The organism is Hymenobacter koreensis (genome assembly GCF_039541855.1).
Taxonomy (GTDB): Bacteria; Bacteroidota; Bacteroidia; order Cytophagales; family Hymenobacteraceae; genus Solirubrum; species Solirubrum koreensis.
On record NZ_BAABHA010000015.1, the window covers coordinates 598,845 to 620,836 of the forward strand.

The 21,992-nt window shown below is 60.5% G+C and carries 21 protein-coding genes; 11 read left to right on the plus strand and 10 right to left on the minus strand.

Annotated features, from left to right (window positions below; translation table 11 throughout):
* Positions 1–282: 282 nt before the first annotated feature.
* Both ABD903_RS21680 and ABD903_RS21685 read left to right on the plus strand, forming a co-directional pair.
* Entirely contained in the window at positions 283–432 is a 150-nt protein-coding gene (locus ABD903_RS21680) for a hypothetical protein (protein ID WP_345227722.1), read from the plus strand.
* A 137-nt stretch (positions 433–569) separates the two neighbouring features.
* The gene (locus ABD903_RS21685; protein WP_345227723.1) at positions 570–1,235 is read left to right on the plus strand and encodes a porin family protein; all 666 of its coding nucleotides are present in this window, start codon (positions 570–572) and stop codon (positions 1,233–1,235) included.
* Positions 1,236–1,556: 321 nt separating this feature from the next.
* Here ABD903_RS21685 and ABD903_RS23300 read toward each other — a convergent pair whose 3' ends face one another.
* The 6 genes from ABD903_RS23300 to ABD903_RS21710 all read right to left on the minus strand — a co-directional run bounded on the left by ABD903_RS23300 (position 1,557) and on the right by ABD903_RS21710 (position 5,441).
* Complete coding sequence (locus ABD903_RS23300; protein ID WP_425555548.1) at positions 1,557–1,781, minus strand: DUF3805 domain-containing protein; 225 nt, start codon at positions 1,779–1,781, stop codon at positions 1,557–1,559.
* Positions 1,782–1,805: 24 nt separating this feature from the next.
* A complete protein-coding gene (rlmF, locus tag ABD903_RS21690) occupies positions 1,806–2,804 on the minus strand; it encodes a 23S rRNA (adenine(1618)-N(6))-methyltransferase RlmF (protein WP_345227725.1) in 999 nt (332 codons plus the stop codon).
* A 126-nt stretch (positions 2,805–2,930) separates the two neighbouring features.
* A complete protein-coding gene (locus ABD903_RS21695) occupies positions 2,931–3,140 on the minus strand; it encodes a zinc ribbon domain-containing protein YjdM (RefSeq protein ID WP_345227727.1) in 210 nt (69 codons plus the stop codon).
* 141 nt (positions 3,141–3,281) lie between these two features.
* Positions 3,282–3,746 (minus strand): cold-shock protein, encoded by a 465-nt coding sequence (locus ABD903_RS21700; RefSeq protein WP_345227729.1) that lies wholly within the window; start codon positions 3,744–3,746, stop codon positions 3,282–3,284.
* A 243-nt stretch (positions 3,747–3,989) separates the two neighbouring features.
* On the minus strand, positions 3,990–4,574 hold the full coding sequence (locus ABD903_RS21705) for a pseudouridine synthase (protein ID WP_345227731.1): 585 nt from the start codon (positions 4,572–4,574) through the stop codon (positions 3,990–3,992).
* 54 nt (positions 4,575–4,628) lie between these two features.
* On the minus strand, positions 4,629–5,441 hold the full coding sequence (locus ABD903_RS21710; RefSeq protein WP_345227734.1) for an FkbM family methyltransferase: 813 nt from the start codon (positions 5,439–5,441) through the stop codon (positions 4,629–4,631).
* A gap of 315 nt (positions 5,442–5,756) precedes the next feature.
* Between ABD903_RS21710 and ABD903_RS21715 the strand changes: the two genes are divergently transcribed.
* The gene (locus tag ABD903_RS21715; protein ID WP_345227736.1) at positions 5,757–6,410 is read left to right on the plus strand and encodes a T-complex 10 C-terminal domain-containing protein; all 654 of its coding nucleotides are present in this window, start codon (positions 5,757–5,759) and stop codon (positions 6,408–6,410) included.
* Between the two features lie 85 nt (positions 6,411–6,495).
* Here the strand turns inward: ABD903_RS21715 and ABD903_RS21720 are convergent, their stop codons facing one another.
* The gene (locus tag ABD903_RS21720) at positions 6,496–7,605 is read right to left on the minus strand and encodes a hypothetical protein (protein WP_345227738.1); all 1,110 of its coding nucleotides are present in this window, start codon (positions 7,603–7,605) and stop codon (positions 6,496–6,498) included.
* A gap of 267 nt (positions 7,606–7,872) precedes the next feature.
* On the opposite strand from ABD903_RS21720, the gene ABD903_RS21725 reads away from it, so the two are divergent.
* Both ABD903_RS21725 and ABD903_RS21730 read left to right on the plus strand, forming a co-directional pair.
* A complete protein-coding gene (locus tag ABD903_RS21725; RefSeq protein WP_345227739.1) occupies positions 7,873–8,736 on the plus strand; it encodes an SDR family oxidoreductase in 864 nt (287 codons plus the stop codon).
* 178 nt (positions 8,737–8,914) lie between these two features.
* Complete coding sequence (locus tag ABD903_RS21730; RefSeq protein WP_345227741.1) at positions 8,915–10,015, plus strand: M23 family metallopeptidase; 1,101 nt, start codon at positions 8,915–8,917, stop codon at positions 10,013–10,015.
* Positions 10,016–10,088: 73 nt separating this feature from the next.
* On the opposite strand, the gene ABD903_RS21735 is transcribed toward ABD903_RS21730, so the two are convergent.
* Positions 10,089–11,417, minus strand: a complete 1,329-nt coding sequence (locus ABD903_RS21735; protein WP_345227742.1) for a PDZ domain-containing protein — start codon at positions 11,415–11,417, stop codon at positions 10,089–10,091.
* 424 nt (positions 11,418–11,841) lie between these two features.
* On the opposite strand from ABD903_RS21735, the gene ABD903_RS21740 reads away from it, so the two are divergent.
* From ABD903_RS21740 to ABD903_RS21750, 3 genes are all read left to right on the plus strand, one after another.
* Positions 11,842–13,278, plus strand: a complete 1,437-nt coding sequence (locus tag ABD903_RS21740) for an aldehyde dehydrogenase family protein (RefSeq protein WP_345227744.1) — start codon at positions 11,842–11,844, stop codon at positions 13,276–13,278.
* A 275-nt stretch (positions 13,279–13,553) separates the two neighbouring features.
* Entirely contained in the window at positions 13,554–15,611 is a 2,058-nt protein-coding gene (locus tag ABD903_RS21745; protein WP_345227745.1) for an FAD-dependent oxidoreductase, read from the plus strand.
* A 150-nt stretch (positions 15,612–15,761) separates the two neighbouring features.
* Positions 15,762–16,892: a flavin-containing monooxygenase gene (locus tag ABD903_RS21750; RefSeq protein WP_345227747.1), complete on the plus strand. Its 1,131-nt coding sequence runs from the start codon at positions 15,762–15,764 to the stop codon at positions 16,890–16,892.
* 336 nt (positions 16,893–17,228) lie between these two features.
* On the opposite strand, the gene ABD903_RS21755 is transcribed toward ABD903_RS21750, so the two are convergent.
* Entirely contained in the window at positions 17,229–17,606 is a 378-nt protein-coding gene (locus tag ABD903_RS21755; protein WP_345227748.1) for a T9SS type A sorting domain-containing protein, read from the minus strand.
* Positions 17,607–17,793: 187 nt separating this feature from the next.
* On the opposite strand from ABD903_RS21755, the gene ABD903_RS21760 reads away from it, so the two are divergent.
* The 3 genes from ABD903_RS21760 to ABD903_RS21770 all read left to right on the plus strand — a co-directional run bounded on the left by ABD903_RS21760 (position 17,794) and on the right by ABD903_RS21770 (position 20,934).
* Entirely contained in the window at positions 17,794–18,930 is a 1,137-nt protein-coding gene (locus ABD903_RS21760) for an NAD(P)/FAD-dependent oxidoreductase (RefSeq protein WP_345227749.1), read from the plus strand.
* Between the two features lie 146 nt (positions 18,931–19,076).
* Positions 19,077–20,192 (plus strand): type III polyketide synthase, encoded by a 1,116-nt coding sequence (locus ABD903_RS21765; protein WP_345227751.1) that lies wholly within the window; start codon positions 19,077–19,079, stop codon positions 20,190–20,192.
* Positions 20,193–20,220: 28 nt separating this feature from the next.
* A complete protein-coding gene (locus tag ABD903_RS21770) occupies positions 20,221–20,934 on the plus strand; it encodes a methyltransferase domain-containing protein (protein ID WP_345227753.1) in 714 nt (237 codons plus the stop codon).
* Between the two features lie 73 nt (positions 20,935–21,007).
* Here the strand turns inward: ABD903_RS21770 and ABD903_RS21775 are convergent, their stop codons facing one another.
* The gene (locus ABD903_RS21775; protein ID WP_345227754.1) at positions 21,008–21,934 is read right to left on the minus strand and encodes a histone deacetylase family protein; all 927 of its coding nucleotides are present in this window, start codon (positions 21,932–21,934) and stop codon (positions 21,008–21,010) included.
* Between the last annotated feature and the right edge of the window lie 58 nt (positions 21,935–21,992).

Consider the following 21,992-nt stretch of genomic DNA (forward strand, 5'->3'; position numbering starts at 1 on the left):
ACGGTATCGGAAAAGCAGGCGTAAAAAAAGAAACCTTCCAGTGCAAGGCTGCGAATGTAAGCCCGCGTGTGGGTGCACGGGCTGCATCGGTGCGCCCGGTTGTTCCATGCCTGTCCCGTTATGTCGAAAGCATCCAGGAAGTCCGATAAAAAGAAAGGTTCGAAGAAGGCTTCGAAACGGAAGCCGTTTAGCAATCAGCTTGCGTTCAGTACTCTGCCTGCAAACGACTGGTTCCGCAGCGGTCTGAAGTCGGTTAAAAAGCTTGGCAAGCAGGTTTCCAAGTTGAGCACTGCGCAAAAGGTGGCCAGCGGCGCGGCGCTGGTGGCGGCCGGACTTACGTACCTGGCGGTAAAACAGGCCCAGGCTCGGGCCGCGGCTGCTAGCCCCGATGCCGCTGCCGCCGAAGCTAACCTGGCAAAAATGGAGGCTTGAGTGCGAGGGTAAAACCGTTTTGTGGTGCTGAATAATGGGTTTTTATGCAGTGGCATTCCGCCGTTGCAACCTTTGGCTTCCGCCATGAGCTCTGGCAGAAGAAGGCGAACCGCCGTTACGTTCCACAGCCCCCCACCATGAGCCGAATCCTGATTGCCTGCACCGCAGGTTTACTGTTCATCACCAGCCATGCCCACGCTCAGCTCGGGGTAAGTGCCGGTATGAACCTCGCCACCATGGCCACCCGCACCAACCTGCCCGAGCGCAAGGCCAGCGCGAACAGTCGATCGGGTTACCAGGTCAGCCTATTCTACGAAAAGCAGCTCACCGAACGGTTTTCCATAGTGCCCGAACTCAGCTTCAGCCGCCAGGGCGTAGGCCTGAAACTCGAAGACTACCACCTTTCAGACGGTGCTTATGCCGCTCAGTATCAGCTCGGGTTGTCGTACCTGAACATGCCCGTGCTGCTGCGAGCCACGTTCGGGAAGTTTTACCTGGAAGCGGGTCCGCAGTTGGGTTTGCAAGTAGCCGCGCACGAGCAGGGCGCCGAGGAAAAAGGCTCCATTGCCGGCTCCCGCGAGTACACCATCGACCGCCCCGCCACCGACCGTTACCGCCGCCTCGATGTGGCCCTGAGCGCCGGCGTGGGCGTGAAGCTGCCGGCCGGTTTCGGGCTGGGCATCCGCGCATCCGCCGGTTTGCTGCCGCTCACCGGCGAACAGCCTACTCACCGCCACGAATACCGTGCGCCGTTGCGCAATCAAGTAGTGCAAGCCTCGCTGAGCTACCAGTTGGGCAGCTAAAACGGAGAAGCATATAATGAGAAAGACGGCCGATGCTCAAGGCATCGGCCGTCTTTCTCATTGTAGGGTCATAGTAGCTACAATATTCTTTGCCGCCTCTAAAGCTGGGCTGTCGTTATCCAAACTTGAGGTGAAAGTGCAGAAGGCTTTGCACCGCTTGCCAACCGTTATCCATCCGTGTAAAAAATAACCCTCTTGCCATTTCGTGTAATAAATGGCTTTGCGGTTTCCTATTGAAATAATCTTCGCTTCTGGGTGAAGCTTGACTTCCTCCTGTAGCTCATCGGTAATAACGAAATCAGGTGCGGAGTTGCGTTTTGATTAATAAGCGGATACTTGGAAGGCCCAGCTTAGATCATTTGGGTCAACGAAAGTGTAAACTCCGGCTTCCAGTTCAAGTTGCCAGCTAATAGGGTGTTCCAAAGTAAACCACCCGTTGGGTGAAGTGTAGCTCTGCGTATTTTGGGAGTTAAGAGAGCAACTGGCTAACAACCCAGTGAGAGTCCATGCTACAAATCGGCGCGACTTGTTTGTAGGCATAGCCATAACTAGTGGTAATACTGCTGGGGGCTATACGGCGGGCGGCGCGGTGGCCGAACCCGTGGGCGTCCAGCGTTTCGTGCGCCACTCCTGCTGCTGGGCTTCGTCGAGAAACGTCCAGGCTACGAGGCGGCTCACTTTGTGGCCCTGGCTCATGCCAATGGTGCGCACTTCGGTAGCGCCCAGCTTCTTGAGCGACTTGTAGAGCCCCGGCAGGGTTTCCTTTTTCGAAACCAGCGTGGTAAACCAGAAGCAGCGGTTGCGCATCAGGGCACTATCCTCGGCCATTCGCCACAGGAACGTGGCCTCGCCGCCTGGGTACCACAGCTCGTTCGACTGCCCGCCGAAAGTGGGCACCGGTTTCGGGCCTTTGGCCGTGCCCAGGTTCTGCTCTTTGCGCCGCGTGCCAGCTTCGGCTTCGGCCGCAGAACCGTGGAAGGGCGGGTTGCACATCGTTAGGTCGAACACCTCGGCGGGCTTTACCACGCCGCTAAAGATATCGGCTGATGAGAGCTGCAGGCGAATGTCCACGGCACCGCTGATGCCGCTGTTACTGGCCACAATTTGCTTGGCCATGCGCACCGCTACGGGGTCGGCATCGGTGCCCACAAAGCGCCAGCCGTACTCGCGGTGGCCCACAATGGGGTAAATGCAGTTGGCGCCCACGCCCACATCAAGCACCCGAATGCTTTTGCCTTTCACCGCCACTCCCTCGTTGGCCGAGGCCAGCAAATCGGCCAGGTAATGAACGTAATCGGCGCGGCCTGGAATGGGCGGGGCTAAGTAGCCGGCCGGAATATCCCAGTTCTGAATGCCGTAAAAATGCTTCAGCAGCGCCCGGTTCAATGCCTTTACTGCATCGGGGTTAGCAAAGTCAATGCTGGCGTCGCCGTACGCGTTGACCGCCACAAACGGCCCCAACTCGGGCGAGGTGCCGATGAGCTGCGGAAAATCGTAACGGTCGCGGTGGCGGTTGCGCGGGTGCAAGCCCTCTTTATCGGCAGCAAAATCCTTGGGCGGTTGGGTCATGGGGCAAATGTTATGGGAGGCAACACGGGCAGAGTAGGTTCCTAACGCTGCTCGTGCGAATGAACGTTGCCACGCACGAGCCGAGGCTGCCGCGTGGCAATGTGCTATTATGAGCGTAAACGAGGCTTACGCTTTCTTCAAAAATTCTGCTTTCAGCACCATCACCGAGCCACCGGCGCGGCCTTCTATTTCGGCCGGGTTGTTTGTGAGGCGGATGTTTTTCACCAGGGTGCCGCGCTTGAGGGTGGTAGAGGAGCCTTTTACTTTCAGGTCCTTAATGAGCGTTACCGAGTCGCCCTCGGCAAGCAGGGTGCCGTTGCTGTCCTTTACTTCCATGGAATGAATGCGGGAGGCCGACCTATAGGGGCAGGCCGGTTGTAAGGCAAATATCGGCAAACCGCGGGTAGCGCTGCCGGCATTAAAAAAGGCCGACGCTGGGAAGCATCGGCCTTTCCGCAAGTAGAGAGTAGCGGTGTATTACACAGCAGCAGGTGCCAGCTTTACGCGCACGGCACTCGGGCCCTTGTGGCCCATTTCTACCTCGAAAGCCACTTTGTCGTTTTCCTTGATGCGGTCTACGAGGCCGTTCACGTGCACAAACACGCTTTCCTGGGTTTGCGAATCCTTGATGAATCCGTAGCCCTTCGACTCGTTAAAGAACGTAACGGTACCGGTGCGGATGGGGTCCTCGTCCTCCATGTCTTCGCGCTTGGTCACCCCAATCTGGATGTCCTCGGTCTTGATTTCGCGCTTCTTGGTGGGGTCCGGCGGCGTGGCCGAAATGTTGCCGTTCTCGTCCACGTAGGCGAGCATGTCCTCCAGGTTCTGGCCTTTTTTGGCGTTGGCCTGGCGTTCATCGCGCTTCTCTTCTTTCTCTTTGCGCTTTTTCAGCCGCTTTTTCTCGTTCTCTTTCTTGCCAAAAGTTTCTTGTGCTCTGCCCATAGGTTTCGGTTGCTTGAGGTGAATATCTGTTCCCCGAAATGAAAGGGAGTTTTAAACAGATGACTGCACCGCGACGAAGATACGAAACCGGCAGGCCGGAAAATAATCCGCTGCGTTGTCGGGCTTAGCCGGGGGCATGCATATAAGGTAACGAATTGCGGCGAGACGAAGGTTCCGGTTGGTTCTGGAGTACTTCGTGCAGTGCTAATGGGGCCGTGCTACCGGCCGCAATTCCAGAATAAATTACGCCGGCAACAACGCCGGATCAAGCTCGCACACCACGCCCGGCGGCAAGTCGCCTAACCACAAGTCGCCCACGCGCACCCGAATCAGGCGCAGAGTAGGAAAGCCCACGGCGGCGGTCATTTTCCGCACCTGGCGGAATTTGCCTTCGGTGAGGATAATGGAAACCCAACTGGTGGGCCCGTGCCGGTCGTCGCGAATTTTGCGGGTGCGCGGGGCAAAAGGCGGTACTTGTTCCAGGCGCCGCGCCGCGCAAGGAGCGGTTTGGTATTTCACTTCCCGAATGCCGATTTCTACCCCCTGCTGCAATTGGGTTACGGCCTCGTCGGTAATCAGCCCGTCTACTTGGGCGTAGTATTCTTTCTCGATGTGCTTGCCTCGCACCCGTTCGCTCACCACGCCATCGGTGGTTAATAGCAGCAGCCCTTCACTTTCTTCGTCAAGGCGCCCAATGGCCATGGTGCCGACTGGAAAGTCGTATAACTCTCCCAGAAAACGCTTTTTGCGCATTTCCTGGGGGCTCTCGCTCACAAACTGGCACAGGTAGCCGTAAGGCTTGTGAATGATGAAATGCTGGTGGGGCATGTGGGGCAAGCTCAGGGAATAGGGACCTGCGGGAGGCTGATAGGTTATGCCAACCTATTTTTTGCGCCCGTATACCCAATCGTCGACGTAGCCCTTGCCGGTTTGCTGCGAGCAAATTTCGTAACCGGCCTTGGTGAGAAAGTCGCTTACTAAAGCCTTGGTGCGAAAGAACTCGTTGCCTTCGTTCACAAAGCGGAAATCGTGGCAAGAAATGGCCACGTTACGAATCGTTAGCTCGGGGTTTTGAAACGCGGATTCCATGAACCGCTCCGCGCCCTCGATATTGACTTTCAGCAAATCGATGTGGCGAAGAGAATGGTCGGCGCAGAATTCGGCGAAAGGCAAACCCTCCACTTGGTAGGTTACGCCCTGCGAAGCCTTGTTGTCGAGGGACGCGGAAAGGTAGCTGTCGTGGGCGTCTTCGATGGCTACTTTCGCACGCTTGTCGTTGATGGCGATATTGAACAACTGCACGTTTGTGGCGTGGTTCAGGGCCGTTACTTCGGAAAGCGCCCTAAAAACCGTGGGGTTGGCCTCAATGGCGTACACGTGGCCGCTTTTGCCCACCATCTGGGAATATATAGAGCATTCTTCGCCCAAGCCGGCCCCAATGTCCACCACGGTGTCGCCGGGTTTGGGGCGGTAATACCGGCAGCTTACGTTGAGCACTTCCTGCTCTAGGACATCTTTGGTCAGGTACCAGTTAAATGCTTCTGATGCGATATGGAAGCCCTCTAGGTTGTAAATAAAGAACCGGCCTTTTTCGAGGACACGCAGATTGGTAAGTGTTTTACGATTACGCAGATAGCCGACTTTGCTAAGCCAATACAGCAAATGCTTGTTAAGGGTAAGTTTGGTGATATTCATGAGCTTGTTAGGGCAAGTCAAGCGAAGTAGCCGTAGCGTAACTTTTTCTTCGCTCGATACCATGGAGAGGGAGAGGCAGCGGGTAAATAACGGAGTTTTTTGCTACTGCGTTAATCAGAACTGATTGCATTCGAGGTATCGATGGTCTCTGATGTTGCCGTGACACGGAAAAGTTGCCGGGAAATAAGCTAGAGGCCTATTGGAGTTGCTACGCTGGCAGGGCGTGGGATAACCGTGCTTCAACCTCCGCCGTAAAGCGCCAAACGGCTATATAGAATAGCCTCCCACAAACCCGCGCCCTGCGCGCTTACTCCGATGAAAAATACTCTCTTGCTTTTTCCCCTTGCTGCTGCTATTGCCCTGACCTCTTGTAGTCAGGATAAGTCGGCAGCCGTTGATGCCGCTACCACGCCCGCAGCCGACACCGCGGTGGTGGTAGACGATGACGCCGACATGACCGTGTACCAGGACGAGGCCAACCGTACCGCCGACATGGTTAACGCCGACCTCGGCCTGACCGACACCGCCCAAACCCGCCGCGTGCGCACCGTATACTACACCCGCGCCCGCCGCCTGGGCGAGTTGGAAACCCGCTACGCCTCCGATACCACCGGCCGTTACACTGCCGTGCGCCAAGTAGATACCGACACCGACAACGAAATTCGCACGGTTATCAACGACGACGCCCGCTACCGTACCTACCAAACCAACCGCGCCCGCTACTACGGCTATAACGATGCCGAAGAAGCATCTGAGGTCGATGCGCGGGCCACGGCCAGCGGCACCACCCCGCGTCGCCGCGGTCCGGCCATTGTGAAGTACAAGAAAGACGCCAGTGGTACCAAAGTGGAATACGCCAACGGCACCGTAGTTAAGGTAGACAAAGACGGCGACCGAAAAATAGAGTACCCGAACGGTACCAAAGTGAAGCGCGACGCCGACGACGGTACGCGTAAAGTAAAAGACTAACGTCGCTTCCTGCTGCCGCTATAACACCGCCCGCTTTGCATAGCGCAAAGCGGGCGGTGCCGTGTTCAGCCCGAACTGCCAGCCTTTACCCGGTAACGCCGTAGCTCCGTAACTCCGCCTCAATGCGCTGGTTCCAGCGCTGCTGGGCGGCCTCGTTCGTGCCGCCGCCGGTTTCGCCGTCGTACTGCTCCTGCAGGCGGTTCATCTCCCACCACGACTGTAGATACTGGTATTGCATGCGGGCGTCGAAATTATCGAGGGTGAGGCTGTCGGGGTGCACTTTGCGCTTGAAACGTTCGGCTACCAGCTTTACCAAATCGAAATGGCGCTGCTCGTGGTTCAGGGTGTGAGCCGTGTGGGCGTCGGGCAGCACCCAAGAGGAACTGCGCACCACAAACACTTTCATGTTCAGGTGCAAGTGCAGTACGCCGGCTACGGTTTGAGCCCGAGCGGTGTACGCAAAGCTGGGAAACACTGAGGCCTGGTAACGGCCCGCGGGTCGGGGCAAAGCGTGGAAATCGGAAAAAGCCAACGGCTGATCGGGCGAGTAGTAGAGCGTGTCGGCGTCAGTGTTCTGCGTGAAATCGGTGGCATGTACTTGCAGGCGAGTGGCCAGCTTGATATTGCCGTTTACTTCGCGGGTCACCCAGCCGTTTAGGTAACGCAAAGACTCTCCCAGAGCTTGCCGCAGCGCGGGTTCGGCGGCTGTGGGCGGTCCTGCACTGCGGATGTAGCGCGCGGCACCGCGGTAATCGGTTAGGTGAATAGCGCGGCCGTTCCGTTGCCAGTCGAAGGCAGCCTGCACGGTAACGCGGCCCTCTACCAGGCCCGGCATACCCGGTGCTGCGGTTTCGCGTACGCTTAGCTCCTGCAGCCGCATGGTTACAGCCCGCAAAGCGGAGTTACGGGGCAAACTGGCCCGCACGAACTGCCGCACGGCTGGCAAGGTACCGCCCTGCAAATCCACGGGCTGTGCGACCGGTAGGGAGCCGCCGGGAGTAGCCGGCGCGGGAATCAGCTGGGCCACGGCGGTTCGGTTGGCGCGCTCGTCGCGCACGTCGGCCAGGTAGAATTCGGTAGGCGTAAAAGGCAGGGTTTCGGCCCGAAGCATCAATGGAGGCACAGCCGGCCCGGGCCGCCCTCCCTGGGCTGCCATAAGCAGCAACGAGCACAAAACGGCAAGTAACCGGGGCATGAATACAGATTCAGTAGCTAGGCCGCAACGCACATGGCCCCCCGTGGGGTTCAGTCCTTCAGTTCAAAGGGGCGAAACAAGACTAATAGAGTCGGAGGTGCACGGCGTTGCTGCCGGCTACGATGTAGCAAAAACCGCGGGTAGATTGGTGGCAAAAGCGCCGAAAAACACGGCGCAGACGCGCCGTTTGGGTAATCTGGACTATAACTACTGCCGCTGCCCCACCGTTTCCGGAAACTGGCACCGGCCCCTTAACAGCTCTTATCCATGGAAAACAAACCGACCTCGTTGCCCCCGCAGCACCAGAACCAGCAGCCCGGGCTCGAGCAGAAAATGCATCCCAAGCCCGAGTACATCCGCCCGGGCTACAAGGGCAGCGACAAACTTCGAAACAAAGTGGCCCTTATAACCGGCGGCGACAGCGGCATCGGCCGCTCGGTGGCCGTGCATTTCGCCCGTGAGGGCGCCGACGTGGCCATCGTGTACAAGCCCGAAGAACAAGCCGATGCCGAACAAACCCGCGAACTGGTGGAAAAGGAAGGACGCAAGTGCCTTTTGTTAGCCGGCGACCTGCGCGAAGCCGACTTCTGCATCGAAATTGTGGAGCAAACTGCCAAAGAGCTGGGCGGGCTGAACGTGCTGGTGAACAACGCCGCCGAGCAGTTTATCAGCACCGACTTAACCCAGGTGCCCGAAGAGCAGTGGAAAGACACGTTCGAGGTTAATTTTTTCTCGTTTGTGCGCGTGACCAAGGCCGCGCTGGAGTACCTGAAAGCCGGCGACTCCATCATCAACACCTCCAGCATTAACGCCTACCGCGGCAATCAGCAACTGGTGGATTATACTTCCACCAAAGGCGCCATTACGGCCTTTACCCGGTCCATGGCCCAGCAGCTGGCCGATAAGAAAATTCGGGTAAACGCCGTGGCTCCTGGCCCCATCTGGACGCCACTCATCCCGGCCAGCTTTCCGCCCGAGAAAGTTGGCGAGTTTGGGCAGGATACCACCATGAAGCGGCCCGGTCAGCCCTCCGAAGTGGGGCCGTGCTACGTTTTTCTGGCCTGCGAAGACGCTTCGTACATAACCGGCCAGGCGCTGCACCCCAACGGCGGCGAAATTCTCAACACCTGATGCAAACCGGCGTCGTGGCTTAAAACAGACTTGAACGCGCGTGTGCGGCCATTCGGCGCTTCGGCGTTGGGTGGCCGCAGTCGGTTTTAGGGCTAAGCGAGAAGAAATGCCGCGGCCTCAGGCAACGGCCACCGGTACGCTGGCGTCTGGCGCTGCGTACCCTTTAGCCGCGTTGCTCATGTTTGCTCTTCTACTCAGTCTGACCCTAGCCAGTGCCCCGGCTGCCTTCACTGCCACGCCCGATACCACCGGCGTAACCGTTACCACCGCCCCCGGTAAGGTGTGGCTGGAAGAGCGCAGCGGCCAGCGCCTGAATTTCGATTTGCTGGTACGCAACCGCAGCCGCGATACGCTTTCGTTGAGCAAGGTGGAAGTATCGGTCTACGACCGCAGCGGTGCGCTGGTGCTGCGCAAATTCGTCGACAACAACGGATTCAGTCCGTCGGTAAACGGCTTGTCGCACCGCCAGTTTAACCCGGGCACCGCGGCGCTGGTTTTCAACCCCTTTCACAGCTTTGCCGACGATGTAGAAGTAGGGCGCATGGCCTACGTGTTCCATTTTCAAACCCCGAAACGCGCCGAGAAAGAGGCCCGCGTGGAGGTATGGCCCGAACGTTACAAGCCCCTGGCGGCTTTAGCGCTGCCGCTCACCGGCCGCCAGCTGGTGTGGGACGGCCACGACGAAAATGCCCACCACCGCCGCCTCGATTTTTTGCACCCCGTGGCCCAGCAGGTAGGCATTCGGTCGAATTTTATGCGTTACGGCCACGACTTTGCGGTGGTAACCCCGACCGGTGAGCTGCACACCGGCAACGGCAAAAAGAACACCGACTACCCCGGTTTCAATCAGCCGGTGCACGCGCCCGCTGCCGGCCGGGTGGTGGCCGCTTACGCCGCCCAGCCCGATAACGACAACGGCCAGGACTACTTCAGCCCCCGCGACATGGTGGGAAAAGACCCGCTGCTGCTGTATGGTAACTACTTGGTTATCGACCACGGCCGCGGCGAGTTCAGTTTGCTGGGCCACCTCAAGCAAAACAGCCTAACGGTGAAAGTGGGCGATGAAGTGCGCGCCGATCAGGTGCTGGCCCGGGTTGGGTCGTCGGGCAGCTCGTACTTCCCGCACCTTCACTACGAACTGCGCACCGGCAAGGAAATGAACGTGGAGGGTCTGCCCGCGTATTTCCGCAACTTCCAGTTGGTGCGCGGCAGCCGCACGCGCAGCGTGGCCTCCGGTGCCGTAGACAGTGGCGACATTGTGCTGCAGAAACGCAAGTAGCAGTAACAACGCAAACGGTCCGGTGCAAATGATTTTGCACCGGACCGTTTGCGCTGTGGCCGTACGCTACAGGCTATGCTTTCTGCTTACGCACATCATCCAGCCAGCGGACAATGACGCTCATGAACTCGAAGTTTTTTTCGGTGTTCGGGACCCCGGCCAGCTGCATGCTTTCCTGCATGGTACGGGCGCGGGTAAAGCCGTGGTCTACATCGGGCATGAGCTGAAACGTGGCTTGCCCGGGATGTTCGCGGTTCACCACATCTACAATCAGCTGTTGGTCCTCGTTATAGGACACGAAATCGGCGGCGCCCCGCAGCACCAGCACGCGGGTGTTCAGCCGCTTCCAGGCCGCGGCCAAGTTGGCGTCTTGCCACTGCTGCATGTAGGTGTAGTGCTGCGGAAAGCGGAGCAGGTCCTTGGCGTTCGGGTATTTGGCCAGCACTTGCTCGGGCGTTTGCTTTTCGGTGAGCAGCAGGTGCAGCACGGCCGCGTAGAGCTGCTGCTGGGCGTTAACCTGGTCGAGGGGCATGCCTTGCAGCGTGCTTTGGTTGCGCTTGTTGTGCAGCAGGTACTCGATAAACGTGCGGCTGGCCGTGCCCCAGGATACGATGCCCTTGATGGGCTGGCCCTCGGCTACCAATGGCGCCATGATGCCGCCAATGCTGAACCCGGTGAGGAAAATATTGTCCTGATCGACCCAGGGCATTTGCCGGATGGCCGCTAGCCCGGCCTTGTAACCGCCCGCTTCCATGTGAAAATCCGACTCGGCGCACGGCGTGCCCTGACTGTCGCCCATGCCGGTTTTCTCCACGCGCATGGTGGCGTAGCCGTGCCGGCTGAGCGAGTCGATGATGCGTTGCTCCGTGTTGCCGGGCGCTAGTGGGTTATCCACGGAATGGCAGCTCACGCCCTGAATGAACAGCACCATGGGATGCTTCTGGGCGGGGTTGCCGGTGGGTTTGGTAACAATGGTGCGCAAGGTGTTTGGGCCGAAACGCACGGCAGAATACGCCACGTCGTAAAACGGACTGACCTCGGGTGGGTAGGGCTTGAAGGCTACCTTCCGGCGCACCGTTTTGCCGTTGCGCAGCAGCGTAAACGTGCTTTGGTCGCCGGTTTTAAACTGCTTCAGCATGCCCACGAACTGCGGCACGTCCTGCACGGGCTGGGTGCCCACTTTCACCACCACATCGTTCGGCAGCAGCCCCGCCGCCCTGGCCGACGACGCCTCGCGCACGCCCGTTACCAGAATACCCTGCTGGTTGGGCAAGCGGTGCCGCTGCTGAATGCTGTCGTTAATACCGCGCAGGTTAATGCCCACGAAAGCACGGCGGGGTAACTCCTGGCCAACCGCCAGGCCGGCAAGCAACGTACAGGCCGCCGCCAAAAAATAGCGCATGTTCATCACGAAGAAGCCCGCCGCACGCCCGGCGTGCGGCCACCGCGGCCTTACCCTTCGAGCGACGTGCTACATAGAAACGGACGGATATAGAAAGTTGCTTCTGGCGAAATCAGTCCGGTAGGTGTTCTTCGAGGGCAGCAACTCTAGGGTACGAATAAGGTCCTCGGGGCTGGCCCGGGCGCAGGGTAGCGGCGGTACGAAAAGCGGCTTTGGGCAGCAGCGCGTTGGCGGCATGCCGGGCGTCCATCAATGTCACAACCGGCAACCATATGTTTCCGTGAATGGTTAAGGGCAGCAGGCGCAAGCGGAAGCAGGAGTAGCCAACGGCCAAAGCGCGAAACCCGTCGCGTATTGCCGCCGGCCTGCAACCCTGCGGCTGCTTTTCGCTTATCTTGTTTGTGTCATTCCTGTTGCCCGCTCTATGGCTTCTGTTACGCCCGTTGCCCCTGCCGCTACTAATGTTCACCACGTGTTCGACCGCCAGCGCGGCCGCAGCGAAGCCCTGCGTCAGGAAACGTTTGAGCAGCGGGCCACTCGGCTGCGCAAGTTGGGTACCTGGATAGCCCAAAACCGCGAAGCCATTCAGCAGGCCTTGTTTGCCGACTTCCGCAAGCCCGCCGAAGAAACCGACGTCACCGAAATCTGGGCGTCGCAAACCGAAATTCGCCACACGCTTAAACACCTGAAGCAGTGGCTGCGGCCCCGGCGCGTAAGCACGCCGCTGTCGTTGGTGGGCACCCGCTCCTGGGTGCAGGTGGAGCCGAAGGGCGTGTGCCTGATTATTGCGCCCTGGAACTACCCGTTTTACCTCGCCATTGACCCCTTGGTGTCGGCTTTGGCGGCCGGCAACTGCTGCGTTATCAAGCCCTCGGAAATGACGCCGCACGTGGCCGCCCTGCTCACGCGCATGGCCCGCGAGCTGTTCGACCCCGCCGAGGTAACCGTGGTGGAAGGCGACAAGGACGTGGCCACCGCGCTGCTCAGCCTGCCTTTCGACCACATTTTCTTCACCGGCTCGCCGCAAGTGGGCAAGGTGGTGATGCGCGCCGCCGCCGAGCACCTCACCAGCGTTACCCTGGAGCTGGGCGGCAAGTCGCCGGCCGTGATAGACGAAACCGCCGACCTGCGCGACGCGGCCGAGAAAATTGTGTGGGGCAAGTGCATTAACGCCGGCCAAACCTGCGTAGCGCCCGATTACCTGCTGGTGCACGAAAGCGTAAAAGCGCCGCTGGTAGAGGAAATCCGGGCCGTAATCGAACGCTTCTACAACCCCGACAACCGGGGCGTGGCCGCGTCGGAATCGTACGCCCGCATTGTGAACGGGCACCATTTTCAGCGCATTGCCAGCCTGCTGGAAGACGCCCAGCGCCAGGGCGCCCGCGTCGAAATCGGGGGCATCGTTGACCAAAGCCAGTGCTTTATCGAGCCCACCGTGCTCAGCCAGGTACCGCCCGACAGCCGCCTGATGCAGGAGGAAATATTCGGGCCGCTGCTGCCGGTGCACACCTTCCGCACGCTCATGGAAGCCACCGATTTTGTGAACAGCCGCCCCCGCCCGTTGGCCCTGTACGTGTTCAGCCAAAGCAGCCAAAACCAGCAGTACCTGCTCGGGCACATGCCCGCCGGCGGCGCTTGCGTGAACGAAACCATTCTGCACCTGGCCCACCCCGATTTACCCTTTGGCGGCTTTGGCAACAGCGGGCTGGGCCGGGCCCACGGCTACGCGGGTTTTCTGCAGTTCTCCAACGAGAAATCGGTGCTGAAACAGCGCGTGGGCCGCACCGCCCTCAAGGCCATGTACCCGCCATATACCCCGCAGGTGAAAAAGCTCATCGGCTGGCTGCTGAAGTTTTTTTAAGGCCTCATCTGCATAGCTGTGGCCGGTTAATTCCACCGGTTTCTTTCTGCCCCTGATAAGCGCGGCGGCCGGGGTGGACACGGCCGTCAAAATACGAAGCAAGCGAGCCAAGCGTGGGCCAGCCTTTTATTAACCTCGATTTTGCGGTGTTATAAAAGCTCGGCATGCAGCGCTTTCGATGAATAATGCGGATATTTAGCAGAAGGCCGGGCAGCATCCACTGCCACCAGCCCGGCCCCGTCAGCTGCGCCGCTTTTGCTTATCTCTTTTGCCGCATGAAATTCTCCGCCGAACAGCGTACCACCCTGGCTGCCCTGGCCGATGCCTTTATTCCGGCCATACCCGGACGCCACGATGCGCACCCCACTTTTTGGGCCCGCCGCGGCTCCGAGGGCGTAAACCTGGATCAGCTGGAGGCGGCAATTCAAGCGCAGCCCGAGTCCGCCCAAAAGCAGTTTGCGCAGCTGCTCGATTTGCTGGGTGGCCCGCTGCTGGGCCTAACCTGGTTTGGGCCGCCCAAAGCATTTGCCGAGTTGCGCCCCGAGCAGCGCGAGCAGCTTTTGCAGTCCTGGGCGCAGAGCATGCTGCCGCCGTTGCGTCAGGGTTTTCAGGCGCTGCGCAAGCTGTGCACGTTTCTGTATTACGCCGGCGGCGACGCCAGCTCCGCTAACCCCAACTGGGAAGCCCTGGGCTACCCCGGCCCCCTCGCCCTTACCGACGGCGTGGTGGACACGCCCAAGCCCCTGGCCACGCTGCACCCCGAGCGCGACGTAACCTACACCTGCGACGTACTGGTGATAGGCAGCGGCGCGGGGGGCGGCGTGGTGGCCGGCGAGCTGGCCGCGGCCGGTCACGATGTGCTGGTGCTGGAAAAAGGCCCCTACTGCCACGGCTGCGAGTTCACCCAGCGCGAAGCCGACATGATCGGCCAGCTCTACGACGCCCGCGGCACCCTTAGCACCACCGACGGCGGCATTACCCTGCTGGCCGGCAGCTGCCTGGGCGGCGGCACTACCGTAAACTGGGCCGGCTCGTTCCGCACGCCCGATTACGTGCTGGAAGAATGGGCCCGGGAGCATCAGGTCCCGCATTTCACGCAGGCGTCGTTTAAATCCAGCCTTGAGGCGGTAACGGCGGCCCTAAGCGTAAACACCGACTACCCGCGCCATAACGGGCAAAACCAGGCCTTGCTCGACGGCTCGCGTAAGCTGGGCCAGGAGGTGCGCCTGATTCCGCGCAACGAGAAAAACCTCGACGACTCCGAGCTGCATTTTCGTGGCCTTGGCTTCAGCACCCTCGGCGACCGGTATGGCGTGAAGCAGGGCACCCTGAACACTTACTTGAAAACCGCCGCCGAACACGGCGCCCGGTTGCTGCCCAATACCCACGTAGAGCGCGTAACCATTGAAGCTGGCCGCGCCACGGGTGCCGAGGCCCTGTGCACCGCCGCCGATGGCCGCACCGTGCGCATAACCGTGCGAGCCGCCCGCGTGGTGGTAGCCGGCGGGGCCATTCAAACGCCGACGCTGCTGCTGCGCAGCGGCTTGCGCCACCCGCACCTGGGTCAGCATTTGCACTTGCACCCCACGGTGGCCGTTTCGGGCGCATATCCGTGGCCTATTGAGGCGTGGTATGGCCCCAGCATGTCGGTTGTAAACGACAGTTGCACCCGGTTGAACGGAACCAACTTCGGCGCCAAAATAGAAACACCGCCGGCCCATGTGGGCCTGATGGCCATGACGCTGCCCTGGACTTCGGGCGAGCAGCATAAACAGCTGATGCAGCAGGTGCCAAACCTGGGCTCGTTTATTGTGCTGACCCGTGACCGGGACGGGGGCCGCGTGCGCACCGACCGCCACGGCGCCCCACTCATCGATTACCGCCTCAGCGACTACGACCGCAACCACATGCTCACGGCGGTGCGCACGGCGGCCGAAATTCACGCGGCCGCGGGTGCTCATACCGTGTACCTGCCGCACGGCACACTGCCCACGCTGCGGGTGCGCGAGGGGCGCATCGAAAACCAGGAGGTGCTCGACGGGCTGCCGCACCTGGGCTGGAAGCCCAATCAGTTCAGCTTGTACAGCGCCCACCAAATGAGTACCTGCCGCATGGGCGGCAACCGGGCCACGCACCCCACCAGCCCCAGCGGCGAAACCTACGAGGTGCGCGGGCTGTACGTGGCCGATGGCTCGGCCTTTCCAGCGTGCAGCGGCGTTAACCCCATGCTTACCATTATGGCGCTGGCGCACCACACGGCCCAGCAAATCAAAGCTGAAATGCCCCGGCAGGCCCCTGCCCAAGCAGCCAATGTGGGGCAAACGGTGGCGTGAAGCAACTTTAGGCCATTTCCCGACTTCAACATGCGAAAAAAGGATGCATAACCGTTAGCTGGTTCTGGTTGTTACTTTGGCCAACGCAAGTACTGCTCCCCTGCACTACGCCTGAACTTGTTTCGGGACCGTGGTAGCTCACCGCTCTGTATGCCCAATATCTACTCTACCGACTTCTCAAGCTCTGCTTATCGTACCGATACCCTCATTATCGGGGCCGGGCAGGCGGGTTTGGCAGCGGCATACTACGCCCAGCGGGCGGGCCTGGAGTGCATTCTGGTCGACGAGCAGGCGGCTGTGGGCGACGTATGGAACTTGCGCTACGATTCCCTGCGGCTGTTCTCGCCGGCCTGGGCCAGCAGCCTGCCCGGTTGGCCCTGGCCCGGTAACCCACTGCGCTACCCCACGGGCAAGGAGGCCGCCGAATACCTGCGGGCTTACGCGGCTCGGTTTCAGTTTCAAATTCACCACCAACAGCGTGTGGTGCGTTTGCAGCAAGTGGGCAACAGCGGCTACCGGGCCACCACGGCCATGGGGCAGCAATACATAGCCCGGCAAGTGGTGGTGTGCACCGGCGGCTTTCAGGCGCCCAAAGTGCCGGCCCTGACGCAGCAGCTTGGCTCTGAGGTAACGCAGCTACACAGTCGCGACTACCGCCAACCCTCCCAGGTCCCGGGTTCCGGCCCCGTAGCGGTGGTAGGCAGTGGCAACTCGGCCCTGCAAATTGCGGCCGACCTTGCTCGCGCCGGTCGGTCGGTATACCTGGCTTTTGATGAACGCACGCCGGCCATGCCCAACAATGCTCTCATGTGGGTGATGCTGAAGGTGGGTGGCCTGTTGCGGGCATCGCGCCACCGGCCCATCGGTGCCCAAATGATTGCCCGCCCCGAGCCCGTGGTCAGCTCCGATTTACGAGCAGTGCGCCGGTTGCCAAACGTGCACCTGATTGGCAGGGCCGTAACCGCGCCCACGCCCAGCAGCCTGCAGGGCCAGCACCACACAACGCCCGCGCTGGATGCCGTGCTCTGGGCCACCGGCTATGCCCCCGACTTCCAATGGATTGAGTTGCCCGTGCTCGATGCGTCCGGGCATCCTGTTCACTATCGGGGGCTTACTCAATTTCCCGGCTTGGCTTTCCTTGGGCTGCCCTGGCTCGACAGCCGGGGCTCTGCTCTGCTGGAAGGCGTTGGGCGCGATGCCCGCCGGGTAATTCGGGCGTTGGCAGCGGGGCGCATGGCACCCGTCGAAAAAATGAACGTAAACGTGGCTGTGCTACGTTAGAAAACGTACCTTTACTATAGAGGCTTTTCTCGCTTTCTTTTGCTCCGCTGACTATGATTTTTCCTTCGCTTGCCGAGCAGCTAGCCGCATTGCTCGACCGTTTGCTGGGAGGCCGCGCGCCCCAGCTTCAGCCCATACCAGTTCGGGTAAAACGCTAAACTTCCACGTTGACTTTCTCAGCCCCTCCGGTTCCGGAGGGGCTTTTTTTTGCTATTAGGCTCAACTAAGCTCGGGTGTTTACCGGAACCATTTGGTGGTAAAAGCGCAAGCAAAAGGCCGCTGCTCGGGAGGAGCAGCGGCCTTTTGACGTAAGCCGAATAAGCCGGTATTCCCGCCTTAGCGAATAACCAGTTTGCGCATTACGCTGGTGTTGTCGGAGTCGATTTTTACATAGTACAGCCCGCTGGTAAAGCGGCTCAAATCGAGCGTGCGGGTAAAGCGGTTATCGAGTTCCGTCATCGATTCGCGGTACACCACGGTGCCGATAACGTTGAGCACGCGCAACTCGGTTTTACGGCCTTCGAAGCCTGAAACGGCCACGTGTACAATACCAGTGCTAGGGTTCGGGTATACCAGAATGCTTTTTTCGTCGCTGCCGCCGGCCGGACGAGCGGCGACAGGAGCGGCGGCCTGGGCGGTGGCTGGTAAACTGCTTTGTAAACAGCACACGCTAAAAACGACCAGGAGGATTGCGTTAAGTAGTTGTTTGGACATAGAAAACGTAGGGGAAAGTACCCGACCACATGACCGGACTGATTTGCTGGGCAAACCGTCTGCAAAATTAACGCGCTATTTTGAAATAGGTTATCAAAATATAGGGAGCTTGTGGTGAGTTTTCGATAATTGGATAATATTCTCTTCTACTTTTTCGTTTTGCACTCTTTTTCATGCCGTTTTTCGCTTGAACACTTCCACTCCGGATTTCGACGTGCTGATTATTGGCGGGGGGCTGGCGGGCCTTACGGCGGCGCTGGACTTAGCCAGCCGAGGCCACCGCGTTGCCGTGGTTGAGAAGCGGATTTACCCGTTTCACCGGGTGTGCGGCGAGTACATTTCCAATGAAGTGCTGCCCTACCTGCAGCGCTTGGGCGCCGATCCGGCAGCGCTGGACCCGGCCCGCATCAGCCAGTTCTTGCTCTCGGCGCCGGGCGGGCGCACGCTCACCGCTCCGCTCGATCTGGGCGGTTTTGGTGTGAGCCGCTACGCCCTCGATGAGTTTCTCTACGACCGCGCCCGGCAGCGGGGCGTGCAGTTTTACCTGAAAGCCACCGCCGCCGATGTGCAGCTGGAGCCCCAAACCGATGTTTTTCGGGTGGCCCTGGCCAATGGGCAGCAGCTAACCGCGCGGGTGGTGCTGGGCGCGTATGGAAAACGTGCCACCCTCGACCGGCAACTCGACCGCGCTTTTTTCCGGCAACGCTCGCCCTTTGTCGGCGTGAAGTATCATCTGCGGTTGGACTTCCCTCGCAACCTAATAGCCCTGCACAACTTTGCCGATGGCTACGCGGGCCTTTCGGCCGTGGAAGATGGACGCTTCTGCTTCTGCTACCTCACCACCCGCGAACAGTTGCGCCGCCACGGCAGCATTCCGGCCATGGAAGAAAATGTGCTGAGCCAAAACCCTCACCTGCGCCGCGTATTCGCCGAAGCGGAGCAGTTGTACGCTCAGCCCGAGGTCATCAATGAAATATCCTTCGCGCCCAAAACCTGCGTGGAGCGGCACGTGCTGATGTGCGGCGACGCGGCCGGCCTGATAACGCCTTTGTGCGGCAACGGCATGGCCATGGCCATGCATGGCGCGGCCCTGGCCGTGCGGCACAGCAGCGCGTTTTTACAAGGCCAACTCACCCGCCCGGCCCTGGAGGCGGCCTACACCCGCGACTGGCACCGCACCTTTGCCGCCCGGCTGCGCGTGGGACGCTGGGTACAAAGCCTTTTTGGTGGGCCGCGCCTTACCGACGCCGTTGTGGGAACATTACGGTACGCGCCCGGCGTGGTGCAAACGCTCATGAAACGTACCCACGGCTCGGGCTTCTGACGCCGGGCCGAAGTGTGCTTAGCGGAGCAACTACCCAAAGCCGCGGGCCAATTTGGGCAACCGGTTGTTAACGAAAAGCAAATGGTAACACCAAGGCTGAATTTAGCCTAACCCCAACCGTTTGCTTTTTGCGTATACTGCCCTCAATGACCACCAGCTACCTCAGCGCCATCGGCACGGCCACGCCGGTGCACCGACTCCCGCAGCCACAGATTGCCGACTTCATGGCCCGTGCCCACGGTATGGACGAAGCTGGTTCGCGCAAGCTGCGCGCCATCTACCGTATGTCCGGTATCGGCTACCGCCACACGGTGCTGCCCGACTACGGCCGGCAGCCCGGTTCCTTTACGTTTTTCCCGAACACGCCCGACTTAGAGCCCTTTCCCACGGTGGGCGCCCGTATGCGTGTGTACCGCCGCGAAGCGCTGCCCCTGGCCGCCGAAGCTGCCCTCGATTGCCTGCGGCAAGCCCCCGAAATTGCCGCCGATACCATCACGCACTTGGTCTCGGTGAGCTGCACCGGCATGTACGCGCCGGGGCTGGATATTGAGCTGGTGCAGCACCTGGGCCTGCGCCCCGATGTGCAGCGCACCTGCGTGAATTTTATGGGCTGCTATGCCGCCTTCAACGCCCTGAAGCTGGCCGATGCCTTTTGCCGGGCCGATGCCCGGGCGCGGGTGCTGGTGGTATGTACCGAGCTGTGCACGCTGCATTTTCAGAAGCGCAACGAAGAAGACCACCTCATTGCCAACGCCCTCTTCGGCGACGGCGCCGCGGCGGCCTTGGTGCTGGCCAAGCCGGCCGCCGGCCGCCCTAACCTGGAGCTGGCGGCGTTTCACTGCGGCCTGGAGCCCGACGGCCAGGGCGACATGGCGTGGCACGTCAACGACTTTGGATTCGAAATGACACTGTCCAGCTACATTCCGCGCTTGGTGCGCCAGGGCATTCGGCAACTCACCGAGGGCCTGCTGCGGCAGCTACCTGTGCGCCTGCCCGATGTGCGCCATTTCGCCATTCACCCAGGCGGCCGACGCATTCTGGAAGCCATTGAGCAGGAACTGGGCCTCACGCCAGCCGATAACCGGCACGCGTACCACGTGCTGCGCGAAGTCGGCAACCTGTCGTCGGCCACGGTGCTGTTTGTGCTGCGCGAACTGCTGGGCACGCTGGAGCCCGCCGAAGACGGCGCGCCCGTGCTCAGCTTTGCCTTCGGCCCTGGCCTGACGCTGGAAGCCATGTTGCTGCGCGTGACTTACGCGTAAGGCCTTACCTCGTCCGCCGACTTCGCCCATGCCCGACTTCTCGCAGCGTTCTACCCAGGCCGAGCTGATGGACGACCTCACGCTGGCCACCGATGCCCTGCGCCAGAACCTCGACGAGTTGGAAGTCATCAACACCCGCCTCGGCGGCTACCGGGTGGTAACCGACGCCCTGCGGCGCATTTTGCGGCAGCAGCCGGTGCCGCCGCCATTGCGCGTGGCCGACCTCGGCAGTGGGGGCGGCGATACGCTGCGTTACCTGGCCCAATGGGCGCGGCGCCGGCACCTGCCGATGGAATTCGTGGGCATCGATGCCAACGCCTTTATGGTGAATTACGCCGCCACCAGGAGTCACGCTTTCCCCGAAATTCGCTTTGCGCAGCAGGATATTTTTTCGGCTGATTTCAGCCAGCAGCCTTACGATGTGCTGACGTGCAGCCTGTTCTGCCATCATTTCACCGACGAGCAACTGGTGGCCATGCTGCGCCAGTGGCGGCAGCAGGCACGCGTGGCGGTGGTCATAAACGACTTGCATCGGCACCCGCTGGCCTACCACAGCATTAAGTGGCTCACGCGCTTGTTCAAAGGTTCATACCTGGTGCAGCACGACGCGCCGCTGTCAGTTTTGCGTGCCTTCCGGCGCACCGACTGGGAAAGGCTGCTAACCGCCTCCGGCGCCAGCCACTACGAAGTGCGGTGGCTGTGGGCCTTTCGCTGGCAAGTGGTTATTTATGGCAATGGGTGAATGAGTGAATGGGTGCTCGTTCTGCGTTCCTGAACGACCAGCCATTCGACCATTTGACCATTCAAACCTCGCTTCAAAACCACAGCTCCTGCGCCAGCCGAAAGGTATTGGCGTGGGCTTCCACGATATCGGCTACGCGCTCGGAGTAACCGCCGCCCATGCACACCACCACGGGCAACCGGTTGCGGTAGCAGAGCTCCAGCACCAGCCGGTCGCGCTGGCGGCAGCCTTCGCGGGTGAGGCCCAGTTTGCCGAGCTTGTCGGTAGCCAATACATCGACACCGGCGAGGTAAAAAACGAACTGCGGCTGCACCTCGTCGAGCAGGCGGGGCAGGGTTTCGGCCAGCAATTTGAGGTAAGTGGCATCGTCGGTGCCATCGGGCAGGGGCAGGTCGAGGTCGGATTGCTCTTTGCGGGCGGGGTAGTTGCGGGCGCCGTGCATGCTGAATGTGAACACGCGCGGTTCGTGCTGAAAAATGGCTGCGGTTCCGTTGCCCTGGTGCACGTCGAGGTCCACGATGAGCACTTTCTGGAAGCCTTCGTGGTGAAGCAAGTAGTTAGCGGCTACGGCTTGGTCGTTTAACAGGCAAAACCCCTCGCCCCGGTCGCGGAAGGCGTGGTGCGTGCCGCCGGCCACGTTCAGCGCCACGCCGGTATGCAGGGCCAGTTTGGCGCACTGCACGGTGCCACCCAATATGGTAACCTCGCGCTGCACCAACGCCTCCGACCACGGAAAGCCGGTGGCACGTTCCTCGGCGCGCGTGAGCTGGCCCTGCTGCAGCCGCAGCCAGTATGCGGCATCGTGGGTGTCGAGAAAGTACTTTTCCGGCAGGGGAATTGGCGCAAACAGGCTGGTTTCGCTGAGCGTGCCTTCGCGCACAAGCTGCTCGGGCAACAGCTCGTACTTGAGCATGGGAAACCGGTGGCCGGTGGGTAGTGGGTGCGCGTAAAGCGGGGCCCAGGCCACGGGCAGCGTAGGAGGCGTACAGGCGAGGCTCACGCGGGCTACAACCGCAAAACCGGGCCGCGGGTTGCCATCGGGGCGAAAACAAAAGCGC